Below are 11794 nucleotides of genomic sequence, written 5' to 3'. Positions count from 1 at the left end.
GTACTATACATAGGGCTTATGCAGTAGAAATTTAATTGGTGATTAATATCATAATTTCTCCATATGCACTCTTATGTTCATACAAAAAAAAGGCCGCTTATATGCGACCCTGCTTGGGTATATCTATTCTCTATTCACTGGCCGAACTGAACGAAATCTTATCCATGACCATACGATTAAAATCAACAGAAAACTAATGCATACCGATATACTAATTCTATTTTGTTCATCAAACATGAACATGATTGCAATGACGGACAGACACAGTACAGTGAACCTCGTGATATAGGGATAACCCCATAATTTGAAGCTCGGCTTTACTGGGTAGGTACGGCGTAGTTTCAATTGGGCCAAGCAAATGCACATCCATACTAACAATACAGCAAATCCTGGAACAGCCATAAGAACGCGGAACAATTGATCTTGTGCAAAAATACCCAACATCGCTCCTGCAAGCAATATAACTGCACTTATTTTCAGTGTGGTTGTCGGCGTGCCTTTACGAGATACTTTAGCCCAAGATTTAGGCGCTTCTCCAGCAACCGCCATCGTATGAAGCATACGTGTGGCTCCATAAATTCCAGAATTAGCCGCAGATAGTACGGCCGTTACAAGAATAAAATTCATGATATGCGCCGCTCCCTGTAGACCGGTCTGAGACAACACTTGGACAAATGGACTGTTACTTCCATTTAACTGGTCCCAAGGAATCAAGCCGCAGATAATAAGTATAGGAAGAGTGAAGAACAGAATAATACGTAAAATAAAGCTTTGCACTACCTTTGGCAAAATCTTGTCCGCATTCTCCGTCTCTGTTAAGGTTAGTCCAATAAGCTCGGAGCCTCCATATGAGAATGTAACAACAAGCAGTGCGGAAAAAATCGCCGTCCAACCATGGGGAAAGAAGCCTCCATGTGAGGTGTAGTTATGAAAGTAGGGCGGATTATCACTGGCAATCACACCAAACAATAGCCCCGCTCCCAAAAGAATAAAGACAAGAATCATGGTGATTTTTATACCAGCTAACCAAAATTCCACTTCCCCAAAGCTACCTACACTCATCATATTCATCATAATAATGAGACCTGCACTTGCAAGACTAAGCACCCATAATGGTACACCGGGGAACCAGTACTGAAGAAAGCTACCTGCGGCAATAATCTCAATCACACATACAGCTAACCACATGAAACAATACATCCAGCCCATAATGAACGAGACATGCTCTCCGAATGCTTTACGCACAAAGTCTTTCATGTTCATGTTGGTATATACAGTAGCCATCTCTGCGATGGCCCCCATGACCACTAATAGAAGAAGTCCTGCAAAAATATATGTTAAAATGACTCCCGGCCCCGCAAGATTAATCGTCTCTGCACTGCCCTTAAATATGCCTGTTCCGATGACTCCTCCCATCGCCATGAAGCTTATGTGCCTGGGTTTTAATTTTTTTTGTAGCGATTCATTGGGTTTGTTCAACGGGTGTTCCTCCTGATGATAAATAACATTATCCAAACAAAATGCAGCGCCTGAATCTCAGGTTCGCTGCATGTCTCACAACCATTTCTGCGACCATTGCTCAACGGGCTTGAGAGCCACTGTGAGCTCTCTCCCCATAGTCGTTAGAGAATATTCTATCCGAGTTGGGCGCTCAGTAATCACATTTCGAATCACAATACCTGTAGCTTCAAGCTCTTTCATCCGTTCATTCAACACTCGCTTACTTAGAACAGGGATAAGGGTATGAACTTCGTTGAATCGTCTGGGTCCATCAATTAAAGCAAAAATAATTAATCCCGTCCATTTCTTCCCTAAAATCAGATACCCTTTCTCCCCTTGTTTGAATGTGTTCTCGTTATATTGAATCATTCCATACACCCCTTATTTGGTGCTTATTCACTAATAGGTCACCAATTCGAGCCATAGTAACTATGTCTCTGCATCTCATATCATCACGCTATGCCTCTCAGATGTATCTAGTATATCTCATTTAAATAGTAGTTGTCTTCAAATTGACACATATTATTGAAAGGTTTAGAATGGTTATATAAAGTAACCTGTTTATTAAAAGTAACCTAGGTTACTTCATGATATTAGCCTTATAAGCGAAGTATCATTTATAGAAAATATTAAGAAAGGGAGAAGACAACATGAAGAGACTCGATGGGAATATTGCAATGATTACAGGCGGAGCTGGTGGAATTGGCAAAGGTATGGCTATGGCATTCGTCAAAGAAGGCGCTACAGTCGTCATTATTGATATCAATGAACAACTAGGACTTCAAACGCTTAAGCAATTGCAAGAGTTCGCACCCGAATCCATCTTCATTCAAGCCAATCTAACAGAGCATGATAAACTCGCTGCACTTGTGAATCAAGTAGCAGACAAGTATGGGAGAATTGACGTTCTGGTAAATAATGCACACGCTTCCAAAATGTCATCTATTGAGGAAACCACGCAAAAAGAATTCGATTTGTCCTTCAACACGGGATTTTATCCCACATTTTATCTCATGCAAGCAGCTTTACCTTATTTAAAAGAGTCTAAAGGTAAAATTATTAATTTTGCCTCTAGTGCAGGACTTCATGGGGATGTGAACCAAGTATCCTATGCCGTTGCCAAAGAAGCCATTCGCGCAGCCACTCGTGTTGCTGCTAATGAATTTGGACCATTCGGTATCAACGTGAATCTTATAGCTCCTATTGCTAACTCTCCAGGTATGATTCAGTGGGCAGAAGAGAACCCCGATTATTATAATTCCATGCTCTCCAAGATTCCGCTCAGAAGACTCGGCGAACTGGAAGAGGATATCGGACGTGTTGCTGTGTTCCTTGCAAGTACAGATTCCGATTATATCACGGGCCAAACCATTATGGTTGATGGTGGCTCAACTAAATTACGTTAATTCTAGAAAGTAGTAACTGTAATTTGGGATGCTCCTTACAACATAAGGGCATTCCTATTGTAATGCAAAAAAACAGCTCGACTATAAGTTGATTATAGTCTTAAGGAGAGACATCATGAGTCAGAATAAAAAGAAAATTCACTTTGCCTGGTGGTTGCTATTAGGCGTAGCCCTTATGGCAGGATTAGCTAAAGGCGGTATTAACGGTATTGGCGGACTTTTCCTCGCTCCGGTTACTAAAGATTTAGGCATCGGCGTAGGAAGTCTATCTCTATATTTCAGTATTTCCTCCATTGTAACTATGATATTTCTTCCAATTGCCGGCAAGATCATGGCGAAATATAACATTAAAGTTGTTTTAATCATCGGTATAATCCTTCAAGCAGGATCTTTTGGATTGTTCGGCTTAATGAACTCCGTATGGGGTTGGTATATCTTGTGTATCCCTATGTCTATCGGTGCGATCTTTGTATGTCAAATGGCAGCTCCGGTACTTATCAACAACTGGTTCAAAAAGCACAATGGACTTGCAATGGGTATTATGGTCGCTTCCGTAGGTATCTTCGGCGCCATTCTTCAACCTATGGCAGGTAACCTGATTGCTAGCAACGGTTGGAGATATACGTACTTCTTCCTTGCCATCCTCGTTCTAGTTATTGTAATTCCTACCATCCTTTTACTCATTCGTTGGTCTCCTATGTCTGTAGGTCTTCAACCGCTTGGTAATGATGAGGTAAAAGCTGAAGATCAAGCAACACACAAAGTGGAAGCTCCTAAAGGTGTAACCGCAGCAATCGCAAGAAAATCAAGCGCATTTTATTCGTTGTTTATCTTCTTCTTCCTAATCACATCCATTGCAGCATTTGGTCAATATGTAGCACCTTTTGCAATAAGCATTGGTTATGATATTTCTTTCGCAGGCGGAGCGATGGGCTTCTATTCCATTGGTATCCTTGTTGGAGCACTCTCGTTCGGTATTCTGTCTGATAAAATCGGTGCCAGAAACACAGCTATCTTTGCTATGATTCTAGGGTTCATCCCATTCTTAATTCTCATTACTGTACCTACAAATCCTACTATGTTCAGATTAGCTCTTGGCGTCTATGGTGTCGTATCTGCTTCCATCGGTACACTTGGTCCCTTGTTGACAACTGCATTGTTCGGTAACAAGGAATACAGCCAAATCTATTCATCTGCTATTATCGGACTTGCTGTAGCAGGCATTATTGCTCTTCCTGTATACGGTTATGTTGCTCAACTTACAGGTAGCTACAATTCCATTCCTTACGCTATTTTAGTTATGCTAGCCCTCAACATCTTATTGATTATCAATGCCTTCAAAGGTAAGAAGAAAATCGTAGAAGCTGGGAACTGGAACTAATCGATTCATCAATTGGACTCACCTCTTCATGGAGTGGGTCTTTTTATTTATCATCTTATCTGTGAGTTTTTTATAATATCGTTATAATTTAATTTAAAATTTAAAATTTGTATATAAAGGTATAAAAAGTTACTTATAGTAACCTATTAACTATTTTGTTAAGTTCATTTTATCACATACTTTTAAATGTTTCAAATGCGTTTATAGATACCTTTATCACCGTTAAAGGCATCTATAAGAGTTTCATGTTGTAGGCCATATCACACACAGCAAAGAACCACTTCCGTTCACTACACGGATAATGGTTCTTATTCTCTATTTATCAAGAGAACTAGTGTGAAGGCTTGGTATATGACGCATACTCCGAGGAGTTTTAAATAAATACTTACTCTAAATATTTTTAAAAAATCAATTCCTAGCTTTAAGTGGATTTCTTATTAATCCAAGTAATTTTTGAAGTTTGACTGGATAACTTAAAATATCCTTTTGCGTTATTACATTTGTTAATTGCAATAGAACCGGGTATACGATTAAGATGAGTATCGATAACCCCAGGAATTGTATTATACTTTTTACATACTCATTAAGTCCGCCTAGTAAATGTCCCAGTACTATATTTTCTAATATTCCCAGAGCTCCAACAGTAACTAACGTACACAAAAGTGCCCCCCACTGCTTTACACGAAACACTCTGACATCCCTTATAAGTTTGTTCAAAGTTAAGATATTCAAGATGCATATCGTAATAAACACAATACTGTACCCATTAAGAAACCGTAAATCCCCAGAAAAGGAGCCATACTAAAACTAATGATGAGTTTAACTCCAAGCCCCATAACAACAAACGCAACTAACGTTTTCGAGTAGTGCAATCCAATTAATATGGATCCAGTAATTTGCATAATAATCTGAAAAATTGTAGTCATTGTCGCAAACACGATGATACTACTTCCTTTAGTGTCTCCGAAAGCTAACGTATTCATAGAGTTCACTCCGACACAGATAAGTAAAATAACAGGGATAGCAGTCAAAAGTGCGAGTTGAAGTGCTCTATTCGATTGGTGCCTAACTTCAGTTATATTATTAGTTGCGTAGGCCCCTGATATTATGGGAACTATAGACTGCCCTATGGCAATAGAAAATATAATTGGCAAGCCAGCGAGGGCTTGAGCCCTTCCCCCAACTAACCCTACATAATTTTGTGCTACAAAACTACCTACATGTTCAATGAGCAGTGGTTTAATTAGTGTAGTATCGATATAATTAATGGCTGGAACCGTAATAGCAAAAATAACAATGGGTATGGATAATTTAAATAAGTCTTTATATATCTGTGAATACTTAAGTTGAGGTTTATTAGCTTCCGTAAGGAGGGGTAAACCCATTACTTTTTTTTCTTTAAAGTAATATATTAATACGATAAAAAGTGCACCGATAGCCCCCACAACTCCTCCAAAGGAAGCCCCGGCAACCACATATGTGTTCCATCCGATCGCACTAAATAAGTAGGCCAAGCCGATAGCAGCCGAGACCCTTAGGATTTGTTCTACTACTTGAGATAGTCCATTCGGTAGCATTCTGCGTCTTCCTTGAAAGTATCCACGAAAAACGGCGATTATAGGAAATAATGCAAGAGCTGGAGCTATCACTCGAATTGGATTTAGGCTGTTCATATCATGGCTTAACCTAGCTTGTACTGGGGCTACAATAAATAAAACAATAGACATAACAAATCCTGAAATAATCGAAAATACTAAAGCCGCCTTAAATATTTGATCTGCTTCTTCTTCTTTATTCATTTCATATTTCTCAGCAATAATTTTACCTACTGCACTAGGTAGTCCAGCCGTAGCAATAGTAAGTAGAATAAAGTAGATATTGAACGTTGTGGCATACGTCCCCATACCATGATCACCTAATAACCGCTGTAAAGGAATCCTCTGAATAAATCCCAAGAATCGAGCAACAAAAGCTGCAACTGTTAAAATAATCGTTCCTTTAAGCAAAGAATCCTTATTCAATAGAAAGTCCTTCTCTCATGTGTGTATAATACATTTCTCTATTTTTATATCTAGTAAGTACTGGGTTTGTTTTCTCGATACGATACGACAAATTAATTTGGAGATACTTATAGTATTATACAGTATATTCCTAATAAGAGAACACAAATAGCGTTCTAGCAACAGGGCCACAACGCTATTTCATCTGTGAGTTTTTATAACTTATGGAGTTTGAAGTATGCTATACCTATCTAGATCTTATAAGCCTGCATCGCCTTACGAATTTCCTTCCAGCTTGGGCGCTTGCCATACAAAAGAACACCAGTACGATAGATCTTGGCAGAGAGCCAGCCGAAGAAGAAAATCGATACAGCTAAGATGAGCAGAGACATAGCAATTTCTAATGCACTTACTTCACCAAGCCCTATCCGAAGCAGCATCGATACCGGTGAAGTAAATGGCACATAGGATGCTATTTTGACTAACATCGTGTTAGGGTTAGAGGCACTGAATGAACCAATATAGAAGGAGGCCATATTGATCATCGTAAGCGGCATCACGGCCTGACCCAGATCCTCGGTTCTACTGACCATCGAACCTACAGCCGCATACAAGGTAGCATATAATAAATATCCCATTACATAGAACAACAATCCATAGAATAAGACACTGAGATCCAACTGACTGAGGTTGATATCGTAGTCGGCGAGTGCCGTTCGGTTATAGGGTAATAGTGCATTTAGAATACCTACAGCTATAAATATAGAAATTTGCAGAAGACCTATGAGAAACATTCCAATAATCTTCCCAAACATCTGGGTTAGAGGAGACACGCTTGTGATTAAAATCTCCATAATACGCGAACTTTTCTCCGAAGTAACTTCAGATGAGATCATATTCCCTGTGGTAAGAATCGTCATCCAAAAGATAAGAATTAAGAGGCTGACAAAGAGATAGTTCGCAAAATTTTGCTTGCCCTTTCCTTCGTCGGAACCCGGAGAATTGGCGCTACCCGTGTAGCGCTCTGCATCTAGATCCACAGGTTGATTCAGCGCTGCAATTTGCGTATCATTCAGACTACCTTTTGTAATGATCTGTGTTTTAACGATTTGCAGCGCACTCTGCAATTTAGCCAGCAATGCTGTGTCCTGTCCGTCACCCTTTTTTACAAAAGTGACTACTGGAAAATCACCCACCGTCGTATCTTTGAACTCTACATAGCCACTAATTTTTTTATCTTCTATATCTTTTTTTACATCAGGGGAAGCAGAGTTGGCATATTTCTTAATCGTAAAACCAGCTTCAGGTTGGGCGGCATACTTCTCTAGTTGAGTCGCAATTTCAGTTTGGTTTCCTACAATGAGCCCGATATGTGTACTTTCTGCCTTCTTGTCATCCCCTGAGAAAAGCTGGATCAAATAAGGAAGATTCACAAGAATACTGATAATCACAATGAAAATGATCGTAGTAACGAGAAAAGCTCTATTTTTTACCTTATTTGCAAATGTAAAACCAATGACCGATTTGAGTTTATTCATTAGATTCACCCACCTCTTGAATAAAGATTTGGTTGAGCGTCGGTTCCATAATTTCAAAATGTTCTACGTCCGTCTGTTGCATGGCTAACTGTAGAGCTGACCGCGCGGCTGCTACATCAGCAATATGAAGTAAGTACCCTCGCTCTACTTGATCTACCTTAGTTATCCCTGCAAGGTTCTCCAACCCATGGACCGGACCTGTCGTATGGAGAACTACCTGCTCTCTAGGATAGCGTTTTTTGATCTCCCGAATATCGCCTTGGACTACGGGGTTTGATTTATGTAATATTGTAATCCGCTGACAAAGCTCTTCTACATGTTCCATGCGATGCGTTGAGAAAAGAATGCTCGTGCCCTCATCTCTCAGCTCCCGAACGGTTTCTTTCAGGAGTTCTACATTAACAGGATCTAAACCACTGAAGGCCTCATCCAAAATCAAAATCTTCGGTCTATGCACAACAGCCGCGATAAATCCCATCTTCTGCTGATTTCCTTTAGATAATTCCTCAATTTTCTTATCGTAATATTCTGGAACTCCAAATCGATTCAACCAATATTTAAGACTTTCATCCGCATCCTTGGCCTTCATACCGCGGAGCTGACCTAGGTATTTGATCTGATCACTCACTTTTATCTTGGGATATAAGCCTCGTTCTTCAGGTAAGTACCCCATCCCTTGCTGTAATTCAGCGTTGTAACCTTTACCGTGGTATTCAATCCTTCCACCATCCGGATATATAATGCCTAGAACCATGCGCATGGTAGTCGTTTTACCTGCACCATTTCCACCAAGCAAACCGTAGATTTCTCCTTCATTCACATCTAAAGAAATGCCATTTACCGCCGTCTTATCCCCAAACTGCTTATATAACTGATTAATAACCAAAGGTTGTGTCATATGAATTCACGCTCCTTCAATGAGTAAGTTCAGGTCCCTGTTCTTTAATCCACAATCCAAGCGTCTCTTCTAACTCTAGTGCGCGACTTCTTACGACCTCCAAACCTTCTTCTGCAAGCTTAGCAAGTATATTGGGTGTATTCTGTACAATGAATCTATGCATTCCCGATTCGTCTTCTTGAATCTCAATCACATCACTTCTCACATCAGGACTCATCAGCTGCACTTGTCCTCTAGCCCATACTTCAACCCACTGACTTAACATAGCATCTTTCTCTACCATTCCTTTGACTTTGCCTTCATGAATCAAGACGACATAATCGGCAAGCCGCTTAATCTCATCCACAATGTGAGTAGAAATAATAACAGTGACATCCTCTCCCTCGAGGCAGGTGCGAATCTCATCCATCATCTGTGTCCAGGCAAAAGGATCTAGACCTGACGAGGGTTCATCGAGTAAAAGGAGTCTGGGACGAACAGCCAAGGCCGCCGCAATCTCGAACTTTCTACGTTCGCCCTTAGACATTTTATTTAGCTTAGCCTGAGATTGGAGAGAGAAAATGGCAAGTAACTCTTCGAACCGCTGCTGATCCCATGCTGGATACCAATGACCCCTGAAATATGCTGCTTCTTGAACAGTCATATGGCTTTCTTCAAGTAGAGGTCCCTCTGCTACATAACTGATCTGCTGACGAATCTCCAAGGGTAGAGTGTTCTTATAAGATTGGCCAAACCAACGTATACTCCCTTCATCGGGATGCAACGTCTGGAGTATGAACTGTAAAAGCGTGCTTTTACCTGATCCATTGGGTCCAACTAAGGCCACCACATAACCTACTGGGATATCCAAATTCAGCGGTCCAATAGGCTTGTTCCGCCCTTGCTTGACAACGTCATTCATCTGCACAGCCATGAGTTCTTGCATACAATCCTCTCCTTTCCATTCTTCTAGTTCATACTTCTGGCTCATACTTCTAGTTCTTGCTTCTAGTTCATGCTTCTATTTCATGCTTCTAGTTCTTGCTTCAAGTTCATACTTCTAGTTCATACTTCAAGTTCATGCTTCAAGTTCATACTTCTAGTTCATACTTCTAGTTCTTGCTTCAAGTTCATACTTCTAGTTCATACTTCAAGTTCATGCTTCAAGTTCATACTTCTAGTTCATACTTCTAGTTCATACTTCAAGTTCATGCTTCTGGTTCATACTTTTGTTTGAGTACCTCTAAAAAAAGTGAGGTCATATCCTCTTTGCCATACTGAACGGATAAGCCCACATTCACTGCTGCTTCCATCGCCTCTTGGACTACGGCTCTTCGGTATTCATTCCGTTCAACCTGATCCACTGTTGCCACAAAAGTTCCTGTACCTTGACGAGTTCGAAGCAGACCTTCCCCCTCTAAGTCTTGATACACACGGCGAATCGTTATGACACTGCAATTCAAACTCGCCGCTAGCTCTCTTATGGATGGAAGCAGAGTATTTTCTGAGATTTGTTCACTCACAATGAGTGTGCGCAGCTGTGTCTCGATTTGATGATATAAAGGCTCTGCGCTGTTCTCGTTAATTTGAATCGGAACCCACATCTTCCGCACCCCACCTTCCTCTCTTGATGTTTTAAAATTAGATTAAATCTCTTGTGCTTAATTTACGAAGGGTGATGCGGCACATACCCCATAATGCAGCACTACTTATTACGAGAGATCCCCACATTATAGGTGATAATAATCCCTGCTGAGAACTCTGCATCACATATTTCGTCAAGTTCCATCCTAGATGGCTTATAACAAATGCAACTAAGATAAATGCCATGTTCAGTATAATGGTGATCCATAAATATACAGTCCCTTTTTTCAAGAACTCGACATATATATAGATGCCTGATATCAAGAAACAGTAACCTAAACATGTGAATACAAATGCAAGGTAAACTTGAATCTTCATCGCGCCCCATTTAGAATACATAACTCCAAAATATACACTGAAATAGATTAGGCTATTGAACAAAGAAGCAAAGATCAAACTAATTATCCTTCCTTTAATGATGGCTATTGCCGGAATGGGCAACATCCGATAGTAATATAGCATCTTTGTATACGAATCATTTTTCAAATAACGAAAAGATTTTCTTGAAAAGAAAAACCCTAGATAAGGCACAATTAATAATAGATAGTAATCCAAAATAGGATTCGTGGTCTGACTTTCCCAATTTAACGCGAGTATAGTCATACCTCCTAAATACAGCATGAATATTACATTATAAATCAGATGATACCGATCACTCTTTAAATCTTTGATAAAAATAAACCAGCCATCTCTCCATGTACTCATAATTTTCTACCCTACCTTTACTTAAAGATCTATCTAGATTTTAAGGAGTCTAGACGAGTATGTATAGAGCTGTATATATGTTTATACACAGTATAATGTGTATTTTATTTTATTGTCAATATATTCCTCGTTTATTAAATAAAAAAGAGACATACGGATATACCGTATGTCTCACTTTTCTAATCCATAAAAGGAAGAGAATCCATCAAATATGATATTCAGTTACGCACTCTTCATATTTTCAGTTACGCCCTCTTCATAATGAGTTTGTTAAGTCCCAAAGATTGCATCAATCACAGGTTTGGTATGACCACCTGGGTATAACACATATAACAGTACATACACGGCTACGCCCGTAATGGCTGTGAAGAACCAAATCAAAGAAGTTACTTTACCCCATTTACGATGCTTCGCAAACTTCTCGCGGTAGGCTAGCACTATAGTGGTTAATCCAAACACTGCAGCTACTGTGGCCAATATAATATGGAAAATCAAAAATACGCGATAGTATATCTCCAGATCTGCCGGGCCGCCCCAGTTCGTGTTCCCCACGAAGATCGTTCTAGACGTATAAATAATGAAGAAAATTAACGCAGCCACAGCGGCCGCTAACATCACCTTTTTATGAGCTTCTCTTCTTCCTTTAATAATGAGACTCCAACCAATAGCCACTAGAATGGCACTGATTACGATAAAGGAAGTACTAATCGTAGGAAAAATTGTGTATATATCCATCTTGAATT

At 39.8% G+C, this 11794-nt stretch carries 11 protein-coding genes; 2 read left to right on the top strand and 9 right to left on the bottom strand.

Annotation, left to right across the window (positions count from 1 at the left end; translation table 11 throughout):
* Positions 1–123: 123 nt before the first annotated feature.
* Both J2Z69_RS13250 and J2Z69_RS13245 read right to left on the bottom strand, forming a co-directional pair.
* Positions 124–1479, bottom strand: coding sequence for an amino acid permease (locus tag J2Z69_RS13250; RefSeq protein ID WP_281069408.1), 1356 nt, complete (start codon positions 1477–1479; stop codon positions 124–126).
* A gap of 75 nt (positions 1480–1554) precedes the next feature.
* A complete protein-coding gene (locus J2Z69_RS13245; RefSeq protein WP_209863362.1) occupies positions 1555–1869 on the bottom strand; it encodes a winged helix-turn-helix transcriptional regulator in 315 nt (104 codons plus the stop codon).
* A gap of 281 nt (positions 1870–2150) precedes the next feature.
* On the opposite strand from J2Z69_RS13245, the gene J2Z69_RS13240 reads away from it, so the two are divergent.
* Together J2Z69_RS13240 and J2Z69_RS13235 are read left to right on the top strand one after the other, a co-directional pair.
* On the top strand, positions 2151–2906 hold the full coding sequence (locus J2Z69_RS13240; protein WP_209863359.1) for an SDR family NAD(P)-dependent oxidoreductase: 756 nt from the start codon (positions 2151–2153) through the stop codon (positions 2904–2906).
* A 115-nt stretch (positions 2907–3021) separates the two neighbouring features.
* On the top strand, positions 3022–4287 hold the full coding sequence (locus tag J2Z69_RS13235) for an MFS transporter (RefSeq protein ID WP_209863356.1): 1266 nt from the start codon (positions 3022–3024) through the stop codon (positions 4285–4287).
* Between the two features lie 728 nt (positions 4288–5015).
* On the opposite strand, the gene J2Z69_RS13230 is transcribed toward J2Z69_RS13235, so the two are convergent.
* The 7 genes from J2Z69_RS13230 to J2Z69_RS13200 form a co-directional block, all read right to left on the bottom strand.
* Positions 5016–6308, bottom strand: coding sequence for a putative polysaccharide biosynthesis protein (locus J2Z69_RS13230; RefSeq protein ID WP_209863353.1), 1293 nt, complete (start codon positions 6306–6308; stop codon positions 5016–5018).
* 230 nt (positions 6309–6538) lie between these two features.
* Positions 6539–7825, bottom strand: a complete 1287-nt coding sequence (locus J2Z69_RS13225) for an ABC transporter permease (RefSeq protein WP_209863350.1) — start codon at positions 7823–7825, stop codon at positions 6539–6541.
* A complete protein-coding gene (locus tag J2Z69_RS13220) occupies positions 7818–8723 on the bottom strand; it encodes an ABC transporter ATP-binding protein (RefSeq protein WP_209863347.1) in 906 nt (301 codons plus the stop codon). The genes J2Z69_RS13225 and J2Z69_RS13220 overlap by 8 nt, the downstream gene beginning before the upstream one ends.
* A 16-nt stretch (positions 8724–8739) precedes the next feature.
* Positions 8740–9648 carry an ABC transporter ATP-binding protein gene (locus J2Z69_RS13215; protein WP_209863344.1) on the bottom strand — a complete coding sequence of 303 codons (909 nt, stop codon included), beginning with the start codon at positions 9646–9648 and terminating at the stop codon, positions 8740–8742.
* A 262-nt stretch (positions 9649–9910) separates the two neighbouring features.
* Positions 9911–10306 (bottom strand): GntR family transcriptional regulator, encoded by a 396-nt coding sequence (locus tag J2Z69_RS13210; protein ID WP_209863604.1) that lies wholly within the window; start codon positions 10304–10306, stop codon positions 9911–9913.
* A 37-nt stretch (positions 10307–10343) separates the two neighbouring features.
* On the bottom strand, positions 10344–11051 hold the full coding sequence (locus J2Z69_RS13205; protein ID WP_209863340.1) for a hypothetical protein: 708 nt from the start codon (positions 11049–11051) through the stop codon (positions 10344–10346).
* 270 nt (positions 11052–11321) lie between these two features.
* Positions 11322–11786 (bottom strand): DUF420 domain-containing protein, encoded by a 465-nt coding sequence (locus J2Z69_RS13200; protein ID WP_209863337.1) that lies wholly within the window; start codon positions 11784–11786, stop codon positions 11322–11324.
* Positions 11787–11794: the final 8 nt, after the last annotated feature.

Source organism: Paenibacillus shirakamiensis (assembly GCF_017874255.1).
Taxonomy (GTDB): Bacteria; Bacillota; Bacilli; order Paenibacillales; family Paenibacillaceae; genus Fontibacillus; species Fontibacillus shirakamiensis.
Note: the sequence above shows the minus strand (reverse complement) of the source record. Positions and strands in the feature narration are given on the sequence as shown.

Excerpts from the sequence above, each read along its gene's own strand:
- J2Z69_RS13245 (WP_209863362.1), bottom strand. The coding sequence starts at position 1,869 with ATGATTCAATATAACGAGAACACATTCAAACAAGGGGAGAAAGGGTAT.
- J2Z69_RS13205 (WP_209863340.1), bottom strand. The coding sequence starts at position 11,051 with ATGAGTACATGGAGAGATGGCTGGTTTATTTTTATCAAAGATTTAAAG.
- J2Z69_RS13240 (WP_209863359.1), top strand. The coding sequence starts at position 2,151 with ATGAAGAGACTCGATGGGAATATTGCAATGATTACAGGCGGAGCTGGT.
- J2Z69_RS13200 (WP_209863337.1), bottom strand. The coding sequence starts at position 11,786 with ATGGATATATACACAATTTTTCCTACGATTAGTACTTCCTTTATCGTA.
- J2Z69_RS13220 (WP_209863347.1), bottom strand. The coding sequence starts at position 8,723 with ATGACACAACCTTTGGTTATTAATCAGTTATATAAGCAGTTTGGGGAT.
- J2Z69_RS13215 (WP_209863344.1), bottom strand. The coding sequence starts at position 9,648 with ATGCAAGAACTCATGGCTGTGCAGATGAATGACGTTGTCAAGCAAGGG.
- J2Z69_RS13210 (WP_209863604.1), bottom strand. The coding sequence starts at position 10,306 with ATGTGGGTTCCGATTCAAATTAACGAGAACAGCGCAGAGCCTTTATAT.
- J2Z69_RS13235 (WP_209863356.1), top strand. The coding sequence starts at position 3,022 with ATGAGTCAGAATAAAAAGAAAATTCACTTTGCCTGGTGGTTGCTATTA.
- J2Z69_RS13225 (WP_209863350.1), bottom strand. The coding sequence starts at position 7,825 with ATGAATAAACTCAAATCGGTCATTGGTTTTACATTTGCAAATAAGGTA.